This window comes from Bradyrhizobium sp. CCGUVB1N3, from assembly GCF_024199925.1.
GTDB lineage: Bacteria > Pseudomonadota > Alphaproteobacteria > Rhizobiales > Xanthobacteraceae > Bradyrhizobium.
This window is the reverse complement of sequence record NZ_JANADR010000001.1, coordinates 4,446,497-4,464,182: the sequence shown is the minus strand read 5'-3', so window position 1 is coordinate 4,464,182 and position 17,686 is coordinate 4,446,497. Positions and strand designations below refer to the sequence as shown.

18 protein-coding genes are annotated in these 17,686 nt (G+C 65.2%); 10 read left to right on the top strand and 8 right to left on the bottom strand.

All coding sequences use genetic code 11. The annotated features are described in order from the left end of the window. Window positions 1-23: 23 nt before the first annotated feature. From NLM33_RS21340 to NLM33_RS21300, 9 genes are all read left to right on the top strand, one after another. On the top strand, window positions 24-587 hold the full coding sequence (locus NLM33_RS21340) for a 6,7-dimethyl-8-ribityllumazine synthase (protein WP_254098394.1): 564 nt from the start codon (window positions 24-26) through the stop codon (window positions 585-587). A 101-nt stretch (window positions 588-688) separates the two neighbouring features. After that, a complete protein-coding gene (locus NLM33_RS21335) occupies window positions 689-1,891 on the top strand; it encodes an MHYT domain-containing protein (protein ID WP_254098392.1) in 1,203 nt (400 codons plus the stop codon). Between the two features lie 170 nt (window positions 1,892-2,061). Then, entirely contained in the window at window positions 2,062-2,925 is an 864-nt protein-coding gene (locus tag NLM33_RS21330) for a xanthine dehydrogenase family protein subunit M (RefSeq protein ID WP_254098390.1), read from the top strand. Between the two features lie 11 nt (window positions 2,926-2,936). Beyond that, on the top strand, window positions 2,937-3,437 hold the full coding sequence (locus NLM33_RS21325; RefSeq protein ID WP_254098388.1) for a (2Fe-2S)-binding protein: 501 nt from the start codon (window positions 2,937-2,939) through the stop codon (window positions 3,435-3,437). Continuing rightward, window positions 3,434-5,854 carry an aerobic carbon-monoxide dehydrogenase large subunit gene (locus NLM33_RS21320; RefSeq protein WP_254098386.1) on the top strand — a complete coding sequence of 807 codons (2,421 nt, stop codon included), beginning with the start codon at window positions 3,434-3,436 and terminating at the stop codon, window positions 5,852-5,854. The genes NLM33_RS21325 and NLM33_RS21320 overlap by 4 nt, the downstream gene beginning before the upstream one ends. Before the next feature lie 2 nt (window positions 5,855-5,856). Then, complete coding sequence (locus NLM33_RS21315) at window positions 5,857-6,723, top strand: MoxR family ATPase (RefSeq protein WP_254098384.1); 867 nt, start codon at window positions 5,857-5,859, stop codon at window positions 6,721-6,723. Next, window positions 6,720-7,928 (top strand): VWA domain-containing protein, encoded by a 1,209-nt coding sequence (locus NLM33_RS21310; RefSeq protein WP_254098382.1) that lies wholly within the window; start codon window positions 6,720-6,722, stop codon window positions 7,926-7,928. Before NLM33_RS21315 ends, NLM33_RS21310 begins: the two co-directional genes overlap by 4 nt. Before the next feature lie 11 nt (window positions 7,929-7,939). Further along, window positions 7,940-8,824 carry an XdhC family protein gene (locus NLM33_RS21305; RefSeq protein WP_254098380.1) on the top strand — a complete coding sequence of 295 codons (885 nt, stop codon included), beginning with the start codon at window positions 7,940-7,942 and terminating at the stop codon, window positions 8,822-8,824. Then, complete coding sequence (locus tag NLM33_RS21300) at window positions 8,784-9,245, top strand: carbon monoxide dehydrogenase subunit G (RefSeq protein WP_254098378.1); 462 nt, start codon at window positions 8,784-8,786, stop codon at window positions 9,243-9,245. Before NLM33_RS21305 ends, NLM33_RS21300 begins: the two co-directional genes overlap by 41 nt. 1 nt (window position 9,246) lies before the next feature. On the opposite strand, the gene NLM33_RS21295 is transcribed toward NLM33_RS21300, so the two are convergent. Both NLM33_RS21295 and NLM33_RS21290 read right to left on the bottom strand, forming a co-directional pair. Further along, entirely contained in the window at window positions 9,247-9,819 is a 573-nt protein-coding gene (locus tag NLM33_RS21295) for a DUF1700 domain-containing protein (protein ID WP_254098376.1), read from the bottom strand. Beyond that, window positions 9,816-10,145, bottom strand: a complete 330-nt coding sequence (locus NLM33_RS21290; RefSeq protein ID WP_254098374.1) for a PadR family transcriptional regulator — start codon at window positions 10,143-10,145, stop codon at window positions 9,816-9,818. Before NLM33_RS21290 ends, NLM33_RS21295 begins: the two co-directional genes overlap by 4 nt. 100 nt (window positions 10,146-10,245) lie before the next feature. Between NLM33_RS21290 and NLM33_RS21285 the strand changes: the two genes are divergently transcribed. Continuing rightward, window positions 10,246-11,340 carry a serine hydrolase gene (locus tag NLM33_RS21285; RefSeq protein WP_254098372.1) on the top strand — a complete coding sequence of 365 codons (1,095 nt, stop codon included), beginning with the start codon at window positions 10,246-10,248 and terminating at the stop codon, window positions 11,338-11,340. A 263-nt stretch (window positions 11,341-11,603) separates the two neighbouring features. Here NLM33_RS21285 and NLM33_RS21280 read toward each other — a convergent pair whose 3' ends face one another. The 6 genes from NLM33_RS21280 to NLM33_RS21255 all read right to left on the bottom strand — a co-directional run bounded on the left by NLM33_RS21280 (window position 11,604) and on the right by NLM33_RS21255 (window position 17,684). After that, entirely contained in the window at window positions 11,604-12,638 is a 1,035-nt protein-coding gene (locus NLM33_RS21280; RefSeq protein WP_254098370.1) for an ATP-grasp domain-containing protein, read from the bottom strand. Then, a complete protein-coding gene (locus NLM33_RS21275; protein WP_254098368.1) occupies window positions 12,635-13,663 on the bottom strand; it encodes a putative zinc-binding metallopeptidase in 1,029 nt (342 codons plus the stop codon). Before NLM33_RS21275 ends, NLM33_RS21280 begins: the two co-directional genes overlap by 4 nt. Window positions 13,664-13,865: 202 nt before the next feature. Next, a complete protein-coding gene (locus NLM33_RS21270; protein ID WP_254105849.1) occupies window positions 13,866-14,819 on the bottom strand; it encodes a ribose-phosphate pyrophosphokinase in 954 nt (317 codons plus the stop codon). Between the two features lie 180 nt (window positions 14,820-14,999). Continuing rightward, complete coding sequence (locus NLM33_RS21265; protein WP_254098366.1) at window positions 15,000-15,614, bottom strand: hypothetical protein; 615 nt, start codon at window positions 15,612-15,614, stop codon at window positions 15,000-15,002. Between the two features lie 184 nt (window positions 15,615-15,798). After that, on the bottom strand, window positions 15,799-16,566 hold the full coding sequence (gene pgeF / locus NLM33_RS21260) for a peptidoglycan editing factor PgeF (protein ID WP_254098364.1): 768 nt from the start codon (window positions 16,564-16,566) through the stop codon (window positions 15,799-15,801). Beyond that, on the bottom strand, window positions 16,563-17,684 hold the full coding sequence (locus NLM33_RS21255; protein WP_254098362.1) for a class I SAM-dependent methyltransferase: 1,122 nt from the start codon (window positions 17,682-17,684) through the stop codon (window positions 16,563-16,565). Before NLM33_RS21255 ends, pgeF begins: the two co-directional genes overlap by 4 nt. Between the last annotated feature and the right edge of the window lie 2 nt (window positions 17,685-17,686).

Here is a 17,686-nt window from a genome sequence, read left to right as displayed (position 1 = left end):
TCTGGTCTTTGAGAAGGAAAGCCATGAATCAGATGTTGCAAGACCCGCAAGTCGTAACTTCCCAGCAAGCCCCGCCTCCGCCGGTTCCACCCGAGCCGCCTGTGCATGAGTATCCCCGCTTCGCAAAGCCGCAGCGGGTCGCCTTCGTCGAGGCCTGCTGGCATCACGACGTCGTGCAGGAGGCGCGCTTCGCCTTCCTGAGGGAGGCCGAAGCACGGCACCTCACCCATGTCGACGTATTCCAGGTGCCGGGCTCGTTCGAGATCCCGCTGCACGCGCAGATACTCGCCAAGACGCGGCGCTACACCGCGATCGTCGCGGCCGGCCTCGTCGTCGACGGCGGTATCTACCGCCACGAATTTGTCGCCGACACCGTGATCAAGGCGCTGATGGACGTGCAGTTGCGCACCGAGGTGCCGGTGTTCTCCGCCGTGCTGACGCCGCAGCAATTCCACGAGACCGAGGTGCATTACGACTTCTTCCGCAAGCACTTTGCGATCAAGGGCGTGGAGGTTGCCGAGGCCTGCGCCAACACGTTGCACGGCCTGGAGCGGCTGCGCGGCCAGGTCGCGGCGGGGATCGTGTAACCTTGCGCCTTGCGCGCCGCTGATTGTCATTTCCGCCGCCGCGTTGATAAACTCGGCGGCGGGAGGAGGCGCTCCGTGGAGACGGAGCGGCCGGCAAGATCATGTTCGAAGGACACGATCCCTATCTCGTCGCGCTCTCGGTAGCGATCGCGAGCCTGGGCGGCTATACCGGCTTTGCGCTTGCGGCGCGCATCCGCAACACGCCGGGCGTCAGCAACCGCGTGCTGCTCGCGGGCGCGGCGGCATTTCTGGCCGTCGGCATCTGGACCATGCATTTCGTGGGCATGCTGGCGGCGCCGCTGCCGCCGGACACCGTCTATCTCGTGCTGCCCACCATCATCTCGTTCCTGATTTGCGCGCTGGTGGTCGGCATCTCCCTGTTCTTCGTGTCGATCGGCGAGCCCTCGCTGAAGCGGGTGGTGTCCTCGGCCGTGCTGCTCGGCGTCGGTATCAGCAGCATGCATTATGTCGGCATCCACGGCCTCTCCGGACCGTTCACCATCGCGCATGACGAACCAATCGTGCTGCTTTCGGTCGTGGTGGCGATCGGCACCGCCTATGGCGGCCTGCGCGCCTTCCTCGCGCAGCAGGAGGGCTTTCGCCTGATCGTGAGCGCGATCGCCTTCGGCGTCGCGGTGTCCGGCATGCATTACACCGCCATGCATGGCATGCATTTCCTGCCGCTCACCGGCGAGGCGCATCGGCATCTCGGCGGCAGCCTCGCGGCGTCGCAGCAAATACTTTCCATCGTGGTGGCCGTGCTGTGCTTCGTGATTGCGGCCGGCTTCCTGTTGTCGCTGGTGCCGGATCCGCGCCGGCAGACGCTGGTGCCGGCCATGGCCGGCGATCCGACCGCGCCGGCAGTCGCATTGGCCGCACCGGCTCCCGCGGCGACATCGCCACGGCCGGTGTCTGCGCCGCTCGGCGGCGTCGGCCAGCCACCGCGCGCCGCGCCCGCCCCGCGCCTGCCGGTCGAGGGTGCCGACGGTACGCACTTCATCGATACCGCCGACGTCCGCAGCGTCCGCGCCGATGCCCACTACACGCTGGTGCATGACGGCACCCGCGAGCGGATGTGCCCGTGGTCGATCTCGGAGGCCGAGGCGCAGCTTGATCCGAGCCTGTTTCTCCGGGTGCACCGCAGCCACATCGTCTGCATCCCCCACGTCGCCCTCGTTCGCAAGGAGGGCGACGGCGCCGTCCTCGAGCTCGACGGTCCGTCCCCGCACCGCGTGCCCGTGAGCCGGGCCAAGATCGCCGAGCTGAAGGCAAGGCTGGGGCTGGCGACGCGGCGACACGCGTAGACCCGAGCCGCGAGGAAGGGTCGCGCAAGCTGACGCAATTCGTGCGTTCCAGCCCGCATTTCGTGCGAAATTCCCCTCTTTGTGCCCAAACGATTGCGGCTCGCTCCGCTCAGGGAGACGGTCCCACCAACGTCCGCGCCACCGTGCGCAAGGACGATTGGGAGGAGACGATGATCCCCGGCGCATTCAGCTATCACCGGCCGGCAAGCGTTGCCGACGCCGTCAAACTGTTGTCCGATCTCGGCGAGGACGCGCGGCCGCTGGCTGGCGGGCACAGTCTGGTGCCGATGATGAAGCTTCGGCTGGCGAGCCCCAGCCACCTCGTCGACCTCCACGGCATCGCCGGCCTCAAGGGCATCCGCCGCGATGGCGATAACCTCGTCATCGGCGCGATGACCACCCAGCATGATCTGCTCGCCTCCGAGGATGTCGCGCGATCGGTGCCGATCCTCCATGAGGCCGCGCTTTTGATCGCCGATCCGCAGGTACGCTACCGCGGCACGATCGGCGGCAATGTCGCCAATGGCGATCCCGGCAACGACATGCCGGCGCTGATGCTGACGCTGGACGCGACCTATCGCCTCGAAGGCGCGAACGGCGCCCGGGAGGTCAAGGCGGCCGATTTCTACCAGGGCGCCTATTTCACAGTGCTTGAGCCCGGCGAGATCCTCACCGCTGTCTCGGTCCCGGTGCCCGCTGCGGGGCACGGCTACGCCTACGAAAAACTCAAGCGCAAGGTCGGAGATTACGCGACCGCGGCCGCGGCCGTCGTGCTCACCATGGCGGGCGGCAAGGTCGCGAGCTGCGCGATCGGGCTCACCAATGTTCACGAGACGCCGCTGCTCGCGACCGATGCAGCCAAAGCGGTGATCGGCACGAGCCTCGATGCGGTCGCGCTGAAGAACGCGGCCGCTGCCGCCGAAACGATCATGTCGCCGGCTGCCGACGCCCGCGGCCCTGTCGAATACCGCAAGCATGTCGGCGGCATCATGGTGGTGCGGGCGCTGCAACGCGCCGCGAGCCGCGCGCGCTAGGGGAGGGACGAATGGCAAAAACGCATGTGACCATGAAGGTGAATGGCGCCGAGGTCGAAGGCCTCGTCGAGCCGCGCACGCTGCTCGTGCATTTCATCCGCGAGAATCTCGGGATGACGGGCACCCATATCGGCTGCGAGACCACCCATTGCGGCGCCTGCACCGTCGATATCGACGGCATGTCGGTGAAGTCCTGCACCATGTTCGCGGTGCAGGCGCAGGGAAGCGACATCACGACGGTCGAAGGCATGGCCAATGCCGACGGCTCGCTGTCGGCCTTGCAGGAAGGCTTTCGCATGATGCACGGCCTGCAATGCGGCTTCTGCACGCCAGGCATGATCATGCGGGCGCATCGCTTGCTGCAGGAGAATCCCTCGCCGTCCGAAGAGGAAATCCGGATGGGCATCTCCGGCAATATCTGCCGCTGCACCGGCTACCAGAACATCGTCAAGGCGATTCAATACGCCGCTGCCAAGCTCAACGGCATCGAATTCAAGGAGGCCGCGGAATGAACGACCTAACTCCCACGCGGGAACAACGCACGGCCGCACTCGAAGGCATGGGCTGCAAGCGCAAGCGCGTCGAGGACATCCGCTTCACCCAAGGCAAGGGCAACTACGTCGACGACGTCAAGCTGCCGGGCATGCTGCACGGCGACTTCGTCCGTTCGCCGCATGCGCATGCGCGCGTCAAATCCATCAATTCGGAGGAGGCGCTGAAGGTCCCCGGCGTGCTTGCGGTGATCACCGCCGAGACGCTGAAGACGGTGAACCTCGCCTGGATGCCGACGCTTGCCGGTGACGTGCAGATGGTTTTGGCCGACGGCAAGGTGCTGTTCCAGAACCAGGAGGTCGCCTTCGTGGTCGCGACCGACCGCTACGCTGCCGACGATGGCGTTAACAAGGTGGTTGTCGAGTACGAAGCGCTGCCGCCGCTGGTCGATCCCTTCAAGTCGATGGACGCGGACGCTCCGGTGCTGCGCGAAGACCTTGCGGGCCAGACCACGGGCGCGCACGGCCCACGCAAGCACCACAACCACATTTTCGAGTGGACGGTCGGCGACAAGGATCTGACCGACGCCGCCTTCAGGAAGGCCGAGGTGACGATCAAGGAGATGATCTCCTATCACCGCACCCATCCGTCGCCACTCGAGACCTGCCAGTGCGTCTGCTCCTTCGACAAGGTCAAGGGCGAGCTGACGATCTGGGGTACCTTCCAGGCCCCGCACGTGATCCGCACCGTGGTGTCGCTGATCGCGAAGCTCCCGGAGCAGAAGATCCATGTGATCTCGCCGGACATCGGTGGCGGCTTCGGCAACAAGGTCGGCGCCTATCCAGGGTACATCTGCGCGGCGGTGGCCTCCATCGTCACCGGCAAGCCGGTGAAATGGGTCGAGGACCGCATCGAGAACCTGACCGCGACCTCGTTCGCGCGCGACTATCACATGACCACTGAAATCGCCGCGACCAAGGAGGGCAAGGTCACCGGCCTGCGCGTCCACGTGCTCGCCGATCACGGCGCGTTCGATGCCTGCGCCGATCCGTCGAAATGGCCGGCCGGCTTCTTCAACATCGTCACCGGCTCCTATGATTTCCCGACGGCGCATCTCGCCGTCGACGGCGTCTACACCAACAAGGCGCCGGGCGGCGTCGCCTATCGCTGCTCGTTCCGAGTCACGGAGGCGGCCTACTGCATCGAGCGCGCCATGGACATCCTGGCGCAGAAGCTTGGCATGGATCCGGCTGAGTTACGCTTGAGGAACTTCATCAAGCCGGAGCAGTTTCCGTATCACTCGGCCCTGGGCTGGGAATACGACTCCGGTGACTACCACACCGCCATGCGCAAGATGATGGAGACGACCGGCTACGCCGCACTCCGGAAGGAACAGGCGGACAAGCGTGCAGCCTTCAAGCGCGGCGAGACCCGAGAGGTCATGGGGCTCGGGGTCTCCTTCTTCACCGAGATCGTCGGCGCCGGCCCGTCGAAGAACTGCGACATCCTCGGCATTGCCATGTTCGACTCCTGCGAGATCCGCATGCATCCGACCGGTGCCGGCATTGCGCGCATGGGAACGAAGAGTCAGGGCCAGGGCCACGAGACCACCTGGGCCCAGATCATCGCGACAGAGATCGGCATTCCCGCCGACAACATCCAGGTGGAGGAGGGCAACACCGACACCGCGCCCTACGGGCTCGGCACCTACGGCTCGCGCTCGACGCCGGTCGCGGGTGCCGCGATCGCCATGGCGGCGCGCAAGATCAAGGCCAAGGCGCAGATGATCGCGGCCTACAAGCTCGAGGTCCATGAGGACGATCTCGAATGGGACATCGACGGCTTCCGGGTGAAGGGCTTGCCGGAAAAGTTCATGTCGATGAAGGATATTTGCTGGGCGGCGTACAACTCGGTGCCGCCGGGCATGGAGCCGGGGCTCGAGGCGGTCTCCTATTACGACCCGCCCAACATGACCTATCCGTTCGGCGCCTATCTCTGCGTGATGGACATCGACGTCGATACCGGCGTGTACAAGGTCCGGCGCTTCTATGCGCTCGACGATTGCGGCACCCGCATCAACCCGATGATCATCGAGGGCCAGGTGCATGGTGGCCTCACGGAGGCCTTCGCGATCGCGATGGGGCAGGAGATCCGCTACGACGATACCGGCAACGTCGTCACCGGCTCGTTCATGGATTTCTTCATGCCGACCGCGGTCGAGACCCCGCATTGGGAGACCGACTTCACCGTTACGCCGTCGCCGCATCATCCGATCGGCGCCAAGGGCGTCGGCGAGAGCCCGAATGTCGGCGGCGTGCCGGCCTTCTCCAATGCCGTCAACGACGCGTTCTCGTTCTTAGGGAGCACGCACATCCAGATGCCGCACGACTTCTGGCGCAACTGGAAGGCGGCGAAGCAACTGGGCGCGGTCGCGTAGCGATGAAAGGTCGTGACGAGATCGCGCAAGCACTGGCCGCGTCGGGCTACATCGCCGACGCGGAGCTCGCGACCGCGATCTCGCTGATGCAATTGTTGCGGCGTCCGCTCCTGCTGGAAGGCGAGGCGGGCGTCGGCAAGACGGAGGTGGCGAAGGCGCTCGCCAAAGTGCACGCGACCGAGCTGATCCGCCTGCAATGCTATGAGGGCCTCGATCAGTCCTCCGCGCTCTATGAATGGAACTACCAGCGCCAGTTGCTGGCGATCCAGGCCCATCGCGGTACGGACAGCATCGAGGATCAGATCTTCTCGGAGAAATACCTGCTGGAGCGTCCGCTGCTCGCTGCCATCCGCCGCGCCCAGGCGCCGGTGCTGCTGATCGACGAGATCGACCGCGCCGACGACGAGTTCGAGGCGTTTTTGCTGGAGTTGTTATCGGACTTCCAGGTCTCGATCCCCGAGCTCGGCACCATCCCCGCGAACACCATCCCGCAGGTGGTGCTGACTTCGAACGGCACGCGCGAGCTCTCCGATGCGCTGCGCCGGCGCTGCCTCTACCATTATGTCGACTATCCCGACGTCGATCGCGAGACCCGCATCATCCTGGCGCGGATCGCTGGAGCAACTCCTTCGTTGTCGCTCCAGATCGCGCGCATGGTCGAGGGCGTCCGGAAGGAAGAGCTGCGCAAGGTGCCCGGCGTCGCGGAGACGCTGGACTGGGCGGCTGCGCTCGTCGGCCTCGACATTCGCGATCTCCATGATGCGCCCGAGACCGTGCACGAGACGCTGATCTGCCTGTTGAAGACGCATGAGGACCGCGCGCGCGTCACGCGTGAGGTGTCGAAGCGCCTGCTCGGGAGGGTGGCATGAGCTGTTGCGGCGCGAGCCCCGAATTCGACGACCTCGACCAGGTCTCGCGTCTCGTCTCGGCAAAACTCGCGGCTTTCCTGCGCACCTTGCGCGACGCCGGCTTCCGGGTCGGGCTTGCGGAGGGGCAGGATGCGGCGGCGCTGATGTCGGCGGGCTATGCCGCGCGCCCGGGCCTCTTGCGTTCAGCGTTCAAGCATCTGTTTTCGGCGCGAAAGTCGGACTGGGACAAGTTCGACGGCCTGTTCGACGCATTCTGGCTCGGCAACCGCGTACGCTCGCGCTCGCGGACGGTCGGTGCGGCGCAAGGCGCGAGCAGCCCGTCGCTCAAGAGCTTGCAGAACGCGGCGACGGAGCAGGGCGCAAAGCAGTCGCCGACCGATCAGATCCCGTCATCCGACGATGCGCCGGATGGGCGCGGCGGCGAGGGACGGATGGAAGGCGCCTCGAACGCCGAGAATCTAGCCGAGGTAGACTTTCGCAGGCTCAGCGATCCCGACCAGATCGCGCAGGCGCACGAAGCCGCAGCGCAGCTCGCAAGGGCGATGCGCACGCGGCTGACCCGGCGGGATCTCGCGCGGCGGCATGGCTACAGGCTCGATCTCCGCCGCACCATCCATCGCAACATCAGCCATGGCGGCGTGCCGATCAGCCTGGTGAAGCGGCAGCGCAAGGACAAGCCGCTCCGGCTGATCGTGCTGCTCGATGCATCTGGCTCGATGAGTGCCTACACATCGATGTTCCTGCGCTTCATCCACGGAGTGCTCGACGAATTCCACGAGGCCGAAGCGTTCCTGTTCCACACGCGCCTCGCCTACGTGTCCGACGCGCTGAAGGAGAAGGATGCGGGCCGCGCGCTCGACCGCCTCTCGATCATGGCGCAGGGCGCGGGCGGCGGCACGAGGATCGGCGAGAGCCTGCAAAGCTTCAACCGCTGGCACGCGCAGCGCGTGATCCATTCGCGCAGTTGCGTGATGATCGTGTCCGACGGCTACGAGACCGGCGATGCCGTATTGCTGGGACGGGAAATGGCGGCGCTGTCGCGGCGCTGCCGGCGCATCATCTGGCTCAATCCGATGATGGCCTGGGCGGGCTACGCGCCGGAGGCGAGGGGCATCAAGGCCGCGCTGCCCTATGTCAATCTGTACGCGCCCGCCAACACGCTGCAAAGCCTGCGCGCGCTCGAACCCTATCTGGCGAAGCTCTGACGGAGGCGCCAATGACGGCAAATGTCGAAGTGCTCGATCTCGTCGCGCAGATGAAGGCCGCCGAGCGCGCCTTCGTGCTCGCCACCGTGGTGCGCACGGTGTCCGTCACGGCGGCCAAAGCGGGCGCAAAGGCGATCATCGCGGCCGACGGCCGTATCGTCGCGGGCTGGATCGGCGGCGGCTGCGCTCGCGGCGCGGTGCTGAAGGCAGCGCGCGAGGCGCTCGCCGACGGCGTACCGCGGATGGTCTCGGTGCAGCCGGAGAACCTGCTCGCCGAGCTCGGAGTCAGGCCCGGTGAGAACCGCGACGGCATCCGCTTTGCCAGCAATATGTGCCCGAGTAGGGGCACCATGGATATTTTCGTCGAGCCTGTGTTGCCGCATCCCTCGCTCGTCGTGCTCGGCGCGAGCCCGGTGGCGCTGTCGCTCGCGGCACAAGCGCGCACGCTCGGCTTTCACGTCACGCTCGCGGCGCCATCGGCCGATCTCGCATCGCAGCCCGACGCGGACACGATCATCGATGGTTACGGCTTGGGCGAATTGACCGAGGCAAAACGCTTCGTCGTGGTCTCGACGCAGGGCAAGGGCGACGAGGCCGCGCTGCGAGCGGCGGTCGCCGTTGAGGCCGCCTATCATGCCTTCGTCGGCAGCCGCCGCAAGATGGCGGCGCTGCGCGCGAAACTGATCGCGGAAGGCGTCGGCGCTGTCGCGATCGATCGCGTCAAGGCGCCGGCCGGGCTCGATCTCGGTACCATCACGCCGGAGGAGATCGCGATGTCGATCCTCGCCGAGATCACGCAAGTGCGCCGCCGCGGCCAGCGCGCGGCCGCTGTTAAAGACAAGGAGAGGACCGACCATGCAGATGACCGACAGCCAGCGCGTTCCCGCATCCCGTGACAAGGTCTGGGCGGCGCTCAACGATCCCGATGTGCTGAAGCAGTGCATCCCCGGCTGTCAGTCGCTCGAGGTCACCGGCCCGAACGAAATGACCGCGACCGTCGTCTTCAGGGTCGGCCCGGTGAAGGCGACCTTCGGCGGCAGGGTGACACTGTCCGATCTTCAACCACCAAGCAGCTATCGCATTTCGGGTGAAGGCTCCGGCGGCGTGGCCGGCTTCGCCAAAGGCGGCGCCGTGGTGCGGCTGGAATCGGACGGCGCCGATAGCACCTTGCTGCACTATGATGTCGACGCCCAGATCGGCGGCAAGCTTGCCCAGCTCGGCGCACGGCTGATCAACTCCACGGCGACGAAGCTCGCCGGCGAATTCTTCGCGTCGTTTGCCGAGGTCGTCAGCGCGAAGGCTGGCGCAGACACCTGACTCAAGCGATGGGCTGCTCCGGCTTGAGCAGCCGATAGTGCAGCCGTGCATAGCCGCCGAGCCATCTGACGGCGGCATTGAGTCCAAGCAGCAGCAGTGCACCGAAGCCCGCGCCCGTGGTCACCAGCGCGATGCCCGCAAGGCCGCGCAACACCAGCTCGACGATATGTCCGTTGCCTGCATGCTTGTAGAGGCTGATCAGCAGTCCGATGCCGACGATTCCGAGGACGAGCATCACGAAGGCGATGATGAGCAGGATCAGCATGACGACGAGCAGCAACGGCAAGAGCAGGATGACATCGACCAAGGCGAGGCCGCCGAGCGCCAGCAGTGCCGCCGTTGAGTTTTGCAGGGAATGATGATTTTCCCACCGGCGCAGGCCCGTCTCGGCGCGCAGCTCGCGCGCCAGTCGCCGCGGCTCGCCGAGCGCTTCCGCGACCTCCTCTTCGGGGCGGCCGGAGGCACGAGCGTCCTCGAAATGAGCAGCATAGTCGGCGAGGACGTCGTCGACATCTTCTCTGGGAAGCCCGGCGAGCCCGTCGCGGAGGATGCGGAGGAAGTCGGCACGGTTCATCTGGTGTCTCCGAGCAACTCGTTGACGGCGTCGGCGAATGCGCGCCATTCCCGCTTCTGCGTGGTGAAGGCCGCGCGGCCCGCCGGCGTCAGCCGGTAGTATTTTCGCGGCGGCCCGCTGCTGGATTCGGCGAGGCGGGTGTCGACGAGCCCGTCATCCTGCATGCGTCGCATCAGCGGATAGATCGTGCCTTCGCCCATGCCGACGCTGGCCGCCAGCGTCGAGGCGATCTCATAGGCGTAGCTCTCGCGGCGCGCGAGCAGCGCGAGGACGCACAGTTCAAGCGCGCCCTTCTTGAGCTGAATTTGATTCGGGGAGTCCGCCATTCCTCCAACTGAGTACACCAGCTTGACACAGACTTATATAGCAAGGTACTGTGCATTACAAGGTACCTGTTAATATCCACTTCGTGCAGGAGACGTGCCTATGACCCATCTCAATCGTCGTCACGTGTTGGCTACTCTCGGTGCCGGACTGATTGCACCTCGTTATGCATTTGCGGCTCAGGCGTCCGATGCTGTGGCGCAACGTCTTGCCGACGTCGAGCAGAGCGGCAAGGTGTTCGGTCTCCACGCACTGCTGGTGAGCCAGGGCGGCAAGCTCGTGTTCGAGCATTACGGGCAGGGCGAGGATGAGCGGATGGGTCGTCCGGTCGGTAACGTCGTGTTCGGTCCCGACGTGTTGCATGATCTGCGCTCGGTCTCCAAGAGCGTGGTCGGTCTCGCTTATGGTGTGGCGCTTGCGGCCGGCAAGGTGCCGCCGCCCGAGGCCAAGCTCTATGAGCAATTTCCGGAGTACGCCGACCTCGCCAAGCAGCCCGGCCGCGACCGGATCACCATTCATCACGTGCTCTCCATGACGCTCGGCTTCGAATGGGACGAGCTCACGATTCCCTACGGCCAGCCCGGCAACAGCGAAGGCGCAATGGAGGCGGCGCCGGACCGTTATCGTTTCATCCTCGGTCTCCCGATCGTCGGCGAGCCCGGCGTGAAATGGACCTATTGTGGCGCCGCCACAGCGCTGCTCGGCCGCCTGATCGCGAAGGGCACCGGCGAGGCCCTGCCGGCCTATTGCCGCCGCGTGCTGTTCGATCCCCTGGGTTTTGGTCCTTCCGAGTGGAATGTCGGCAGGGACGGCGAGCCTCGCGCCGCCTCGGGCTTGCGCCTGCTGCCGCGTGATCTCGTCAAGATCGGACAGCTCATGCTCGCCGGCGGCGCCTGGAACGGAACGTCCGTCGTTCCCGCCGACTGGGTGAAGCGCGTGACCACGGCAGTGGTCCCGACCAGCGCCGTCCGCAGCTACGGCTATCACTGGTACATGGGCGACTACGGCGCCGGCCAGCGCCCGCAGCCCTTACACTGGTTCGGTGGTGTGGGCTGGGGCGGTCAGATCCTCACGGTCGTGCCCGCGCGTGATCTCGTCGTGGTGTTCCATTGCGGTAACTATCCAAAGCCTGTTGCGGAGCAAGCCGGGGTCATCCGCTCCGTCATGGCCGATGTCGTGCTGCCGAGTTTTGCGTAGGCGAGGAAGCGTAAGAGCGGACAGCGAAGGTCTCTCATGTGCCGGATCTTATGTGGCCTCATGGCGATGATCGCATTTGGAACAGTGGCGGCACATTGTCAGGCGCCGCAGGCCAGACCACGATCACGTTTCAGTCGTCAGTTGCTGATGCTGCTTGCTGAAAAAGACGACAACCTGCCCGTGGCAAAGATCGAGAGCTATCTGGCCTACGCCCGGGCTGCCGGCAATCCGACGCCGATCGAAACCGTCATGCCATCTTGCCATCAGCCCAGGGATACACCTGCCCTGGCGCGGCTTATTCCGAGGGTCAGGATGCGATGCAGGAGATCCGGATATTTGAGCCCGTCATGTTGAGCCGCCGTGGCGAACTCCTGGCTCTTCGCGATTTCGGGATTGGGGTTTGCTTCGATGAAATACGGAGTGCCGTCGGCAGAGAGACGAAAGTCGATGCGCGCGTATCCATCGAGTCCAAGCGCTCGGTAGATGCGTTTCGCCGCTCGCTGAATGCGAGCGGTTAATTCCGGCGTCAGGCCTTTCGCCGGCCCGTCGGCAATTCCGACGCGCTCCTGATAGTCGGGATCGTGCTTGGCCTTCTCGGTGGCGATGTGCCGCGACCGGTGACCGCCCATGCTGCCAAATTTCAATTCCCAAACCGGCAGAACGCGCAGCCGGTTGTTGCCGATCACGCCGACATAGAGCTCCCGCCCCTCGATAAACTGCTCGGCGATGGCGGCGGTTTCGCTCCGATCGTGGATGAAGGCGACTCGCTCGGCGAGCTTCTCGTCCGTATCGACGATCGATGCCTGCGAGATGCCAAAGGATCCGTCCAGGTTCAGGCTTTTGACGATCAGCGGCAGCGCAAGATGCGCTGGCCGTTTGACCTTGCGGCGCATCGGGAAAACGGCGAAGGCCGGCACCGCGATCCGGCGATGATGCACCAGCGTCTTGGACAGATCCTTGCCGCGTGCCAGGATCAGGCCACGCGGATTACACCCGGTGTATGGGACCTTCATCAGCTCGAGATAGCTTGCGATGTGCTGGTCATACGCAACGTTATAGTGGAACTCCTCCAGCAACGTGAAAACCACGTGCGGCTTGAACTCCTCGATCGCGTCGCGCACCGGCTTGATTTCTTCCTGCGCGCCGAGTGGGCGAACCTCATGGTCGGCCGCGCGCAAGGTGCTCACCACGTCATATTCTGTTTTCCAGGCGTTGATTTCCTGTGCGGTGTATCCGTCGGTCGAGTCCGGAGGCACGAAATCCGGATGCATGAGCACGAGAATACGGAGGCGTCTCATAGCGCGATCCATTTGCGGCGTGATGGGCCGAACAGCGCGTGCATGGTCTTTGCTGTCACGAGGACGGTGAAGTCGAGAACGAGCTTCTGTTCAGGACCGACGGCACGTAGGTCGAGCTCGCGGCAGCGAGAGATCATGTCGTCGAGCACGGCATCAAGGGTGAGCTGGTTCTCGCCTGTCCACCGCGCGACCAGTTGCCTGATCTTGGCGCGGTGCCGCCTGATCAAGACCGAAGCCGGTTTTGCGCGTTGATGCCGTGGATCGGCGGAAAAGAGCCTGGAGAGGTCGCGGTCGTAGGTCTTCGGTGGCGTGAAGGCGTAGAACGCCTGCTTCTTGCTGTAGTGGTCTTCGAGCGTTTGGCTGAGCTTGCTCAGCGGATCGACACGCTCTCGCGTCGTGATCGGCGGTCGCTTTCCCGCAATCTCGCCCATAAGCTCGTCGACATATTCGAGCTTCTTCAGTGCCGGCCAACCGGCATATCGCGTCCGCCAGTTCGAACGCGGCCGCAGCCACACCGCAAACGTTTCGGCGAAATCTTCGTCCGGATGGCTTTGTGCGTACCAGAGCCGAAGATGCTGGACATAACGCCTGCTGGCCGGATTGGGCCGATAGTAGCGCGGATAGTGTTTCGACGACGGACCGAAGAGCTGCTGCCAGCGCCGGCGGCGCTGCAACTGGTAGCCGTGCTGCATGGCATGGCCGGCCTCGTGACGGAGGATGGCCATGCACTCGCGCCAGGTGCCGCCCTCGACGTCGAACATCATCTTCTTCTCGAGCTTCATCAGGCGGGGATGAGCGAGATAGAACGGAATGGCGATGCCGGGCACATCTGCGGGGCTAAACCATTCGCTCGATATCCATGTGTGTGGTCGCAGCCGGATGCCCCGCTCTTCGAGTTCCTCGTGAAGCGTGCTGACACAATCCTCCAGCCAAGTGCCTTCGACCGTAACCCTCAGACTGCTCAGGCGCTGCTGGAGCAACTGCTCGTCCGACAACTTTTCCCAAGCAAATTTCCGGCGTGGCATCAGGCATCCAGGAGGCAGCGATGACTCGGTATCTGGATGATGTCATGGGCCACAGCCGGCAACAACCCTCGGAGGCGTGCTGCGGCGCTTCAGAGCCTTGGATCGTAGGGTGGGTTAGCCGAAGGCGTAACCCACCTCCTTACTTGCCGCGGTGGCAGAAGCGGTGGGTTACGCTTGGCTCCACCCTTCGACGTCAGCGTGTTCAGTCGAACAGGCTCGACACCGACTCTTCCGAGGCCGTGCGCGCGATCGCATCCGAAATCAGGCTGGCGATCGGAAGGGTGCGGATGTTCGGCGCCTTGATCACCGCGTCCGTCGGCAGGATCGAGTCGGTGATGACGAGCTCTTTCAGCCGCGAGTTGGTGATGCGGGCTGCAGCGCCGCCGGAGAGGACGCCGTGGGTGATATAGGCGTAGACGTCCTTGGCGCCCTTGGCGATCAGCGCATCGGCTGCGTTCACAAGCGTGCCGCCGGAATCGACGATGTCGTCGACCAGGAGGCAGGTGTAGCCGGCGACGTCGCCGATCACGTTCATGACCTCGGACTCGCCGGGACGCTCGCGCCGCTTGTCGACGATCGCGAGCGGGGTGTTGATGCGCTTGGCAAGGCCGCGGGCGCGCGCAACGCCGCCGACGTCGGGCGAGATCACCATCACCTTGGAGAGGTCGAACTTCTCCTTGATGTCGCGCACCATCAGCGGCGCGGCGTAGAGGTTATCGGCCGGGATGTCGAAGAAGCCCTGGATCTGGGTAGCATGCAGATCGAGCGTCATGACGCGGTCGACGCCGGCCTGGGTGAGCAGGTTCGCGACGAGCTTGGCCGAGATCGGCGTGCGGGAGCCGGATTTGCGATCCTGCCGCGCGTAGCCGAAATAGGGGATCACCGCCGTGATGCGACGCGCCGACGAGCGGCGCAGCGCGTCGGTGATGATCAGGAGCTCCATCAGATGGTCGTTCGCGGGGAACGAGGTCGATTGGATGACGAAGGCGTCCGAGCCGCGGACGTTCTCCTGGATCTCGACGAAGATCTCCATGTCGGCGAAGCGCCGTACCACCGCTTTCGTCAACGGCACATGCAGGCCTTGCGCGATGGCTTGCGCGAGCGCCGGATTGGAATTGCCGGCAACCAGCTTGATTGAGCCGTTCTTGGCCGACATGGTCGCTTCCTCCCGCGCCTTGCTGGACACGACGTTCAACATCTCGGATACCCATGGAGCACGGTTTCAACGGGCGAGCAAATATCAGGCCCAAGGCCGCACTGGCAACCCGGGATGCTACGTTTTCCCTGCGAAATCCTGAGTCGGGCCAACGGTTTGGCCGGGACTTGGGGCTGTGGTTTAACGCTGGTTATCGCTCGCATAGCCGAGCGCCGCAGCCGGCATGTCGGGCGTGAGCGACCCGGGCATCGCGCTTGCCACCGCCGGTCCCCGCAAGGTGGGAGAATCCGCCGGCGTTCCGTTGATCATATTGGAAAGTCCGCTGAATCCGGCCTGCGCGATCCTCCGTAGGACCATGTCGTCGGCGGCCGACCAGGGATCGCGCCCGCTCTTGCCGGCCGGTTCCTCGCCGGACAGGCGCAGCGCCCGCTGCTGGTTGGCGTCATAGACGTCCCAGACCCAGGCGATCATGGTCTTGCCGCGAACGACCTGCGCGGAGAGGTAGCTGCGCACGCGATAGGCAGCCGTGCCCTCGCGGGAGACGATGGACAGGCTGCGCAGCTTCGATTCGCTGTCGAGCACGCCGACCATTCGGTCGAACACCTGCGGTGGCGGCCCGTCGATGGATTCAAAGGCCACCGTCGTCCCGCTGCCGCTGCTCGGCGGCGCCATCGCATAGGAGTTGCTCGCCGCCCCGCCGCCGGCGCAGCCGCCAAGCGCGCAGGATGCTGCCAGCAGCATGGCTGCCAGCACGCGCGTGCCCGCGCGGCGCAAGAGTGATGACGCTTCCCTCATTATGGAGGGCAGCGATATCGTTAAAATGCATTAACGTCTAGGGCAGGGGAGCCACAGTCCCAAATGCAGTCATTCCGGGGCTCGCGTAGCGAGAGCCCGGAATCTGGAGGTTGTGGCGCGAGATTCCGGGTTCGGCTCTTCGAGCCGCCCCGGAATGACGGAAATCATCGCGTTGCTGTTGTGTTCACGCTTCGAGCGCGATCGCGTGGATGTGGCGGCCATAGTCCGGCTCCTTGCGGTGCACGGAGCGCCGATAGCTGAAGAAGCGCTCGTCGGAATAAGTGTCGAGGCCGAGGTCGTCGATCATCAGGATGCCGGCGGCCTCGAGCCGCATGCGGATGAAGCCAGCGAGATCGAACATCGCGTGGCCCTCGCGCACCGAGGGAATGAAGAACACGGCGTTGTCCGCGTCAGCCTCGATGAAGCGCGCGACGAACTCGTTGCCGACTTCGTAGCTCTCCTGGCGGATCAGGGGCCCGATCGCCGCGATGATGCGGCTGCGTTCAGCACCGAGCTTTTCCATCGCTGAGATCGTGGACTCCAGCACGCCTGTCAGTGCGCCCTTCCAGCCGGCATGCGCACCGCCGATCACCCGCGCGGTGGGATCGACGAACAGCACCGGCCCGCAATCGGCGGTGGAGACGCCGAGCGCGAGGCCGGGCGTGCGCGTGACCATCGCATCGCCCTTCGGCCGCGGACCGCTCGGCCAGGCGCCATCGGCGACGAGCACGTCGGGCGAGTGGATCTGGTGCAGGCTGATGAACCGGCCAGGCTGAACGCCGACATGCTCGGCCATACGGCGGCGGTTCTCCGCGACAAGGGCCGGGTCGTCATTGGAGCCGAGCCCGCCATTGAGCGCGGCATAGATGCCACTGGAAACGCCGCCCTCGCGGGTGAAGAAGGCATGGCGCAGGCCGGGCACGGCCGAGAGCAGCGAGGAGCACAGGGTCATGATGCGTCGTCGCCTTCCCCAACATGGTCGCTCAGGGCCGCGAGCGAGGTGAGCCGCGGTTCGGAGATGGCGAGCACCTTGAACATCGAGCCCATGCCGCCGCGGCCCGTATCGGTCAGCCGCTTCAGCGCCGCGGCGATGTCGGCGGAGACTTCCGGTGTCGCCTTCTGCATCAGTGCCGCCGCGCGAGTATCGACGCCGAGGCGCTTCAAAAACTCGCCCTGCGTCATCGGGCCATGGACGCGGGCGCCGACGTCCTCGGCGGCGCGCGACAGCGCCTGGAAGTCGACATGGGCGGTGATGTCGGCCTGGCCCGGTGCCTTCAGGGGATCGGCAAAGGTGTGGCGCGCGATCGCCTGAAAGGTGTCGCCGGCGTCGCTGCGCAAGTGGCCGTAGTCGATGATCAGCGCCGCGCCGTCCTGGTCGCGCACGCGGCTTGCGAGCTTCATGATCTCGGAATCCGGCCGCCATTCGAACACCGCGCCGACGGGCGCGGCACGCACCAAGGGCGGCAGCAGCACGTCGAAGCGCGGGGTCGGATCGGCGGCGGCGCCGAACTGAAGCTTGTCGTTCGCATCGATATCGACCACGCGCTCATGCCAGCCGTTTTCGCGCTTCACCATCTGGTGGATCGGAAGCACGTCGAAATATTCGTTGGCGAGGATGATCGAGGGGCCTTCGGGCACGTCGTCGATCGTGGCGTGCCAGGTGATGTTGCGCACGCCCGACAGCGTCGTCTTCTGCCGCTCGCGCAGCACCGGATTGACCTCGACCATGTGGACCTGGAGCGCCTGGTAGAGCGGCGGCAGCACCCGCAGCGCGCGCAGCGCGTCCGCCATCATGGTGCCGCGGCCGGGCCCGAGTTCGATCAGCCGCAACAGCTGCGGCGAGCCCATCTGCTTCCACACCGATGCCGTCCATAGCCCCAGGAGCTCGCCGAACATCTGGCTGACTTCCGGCGCGGTGGTGAAGTCGCCTTCACGCCCGAGCGGATCGCGCGCGATGTAGTAGCCGTGACGCGGATGCATCAGGCACAGCTCCATGTACCTCCACACCGGCATCGGGCCGGAGGATTTGATCAGCGCCTTGATCTCGTTCAGCAACGGCGAGTCGGTCACAG

Coding starts and splice junctions, on each gene's coding strand:
- NLM33_RS21340 (WP_254098394.1), top strand. CDS start 24: ATGAATCAGATGTTGCAAGACCCGCAAGTCGTAACTTCCCAGCAAGCC.
- NLM33_RS21335 (WP_254098392.1), top strand. CDS start 689: ATGTTCGAAGGACACGATCCCTATCTCGTCGCGCTCTCGGTAGCGATC.
- NLM33_RS21330 (WP_254098390.1), top strand. CDS start 2,062: ATGATCCCCGGCGCATTCAGCTATCACCGGCCGGCAAGCGTTGCCGAC.
- NLM33_RS21325 (WP_254098388.1), top strand. CDS start 2,937: ATGGCAAAAACGCATGTGACCATGAAGGTGAATGGCGCCGAGGTCGAA.
- NLM33_RS21320 (WP_254098386.1), top strand. CDS start 3,434: ATGAACGACCTAACTCCCACGCGGGAACAACGCACGGCCGCACTCGAA.
- NLM33_RS21315 (WP_254098384.1), top strand. CDS start 5,857: ATGAAAGGTCGTGACGAGATCGCGCAAGCACTGGCCGCGTCGGGCTAC.
- NLM33_RS21310 (WP_254098382.1), top strand. CDS start 6,720: ATGAGCTGTTGCGGCGCGAGCCCCGAATTCGACGACCTCGACCAGGTC.
- NLM33_RS21305 (WP_254098380.1), top strand. CDS start 7,940: ATGACGGCAAATGTCGAAGTGCTCGATCTCGTCGCGCAGATGAAGGCC.
- NLM33_RS21300 (WP_254098378.1), top strand. CDS start 8,784: ATGCAGATGACCGACAGCCAGCGCGTTCCCGCATCCCGTGACAAGGTC.
- NLM33_RS21295 (WP_254098376.1), bottom strand. CDS start 9,819: ATGAACCGTGCCGACTTCCTCCGCATCCTCCGCGACGGGCTCGCCGGG.
- NLM33_RS21290 (WP_254098374.1), bottom strand. CDS start 10,145: ATGGCGGACTCCCCGAATCAAATTCAGCTCAAGAAGGGCGCGCTTGAA.
- NLM33_RS21285 (WP_254098372.1), top strand. CDS start 10,246: ATGACCCATCTCAATCGTCGTCACGTGTTGGCTACTCTCGGTGCCGGA.
- NLM33_RS21280 (WP_254098370.1), bottom strand. CDS start 12,638: ATGAGACGCCTCCGTATTCTCGTGCTCATGCATCCGGATTTCGTGCCT.
- NLM33_RS21275 (WP_254098368.1), bottom strand. CDS start 13,663: ATGCCACGCCGGAAATTTGCTTGGGAAAAGTTGTCGGACGAGCAGTTG.
- NLM33_RS21270 (WP_254105849.1), bottom strand. CDS start 14,819: ATGTCGGCCAAGAACGGCTCAATCAAGCTGGTTGCCGGCAATTCCAAT.
- NLM33_RS21265 (WP_254098366.1), bottom strand. CDS start 15,614: ATGAGGGAAGCGTCATCACTCTTGCGCCGCGCGGGCACGCGCGTGCTG.
- pgeF (WP_254098364.1), bottom strand. CDS start 16,566: ATGACCCTGTGCTCCTCGCTGCTCTCGGCCGTGCCCGGCCTGCGCCAT.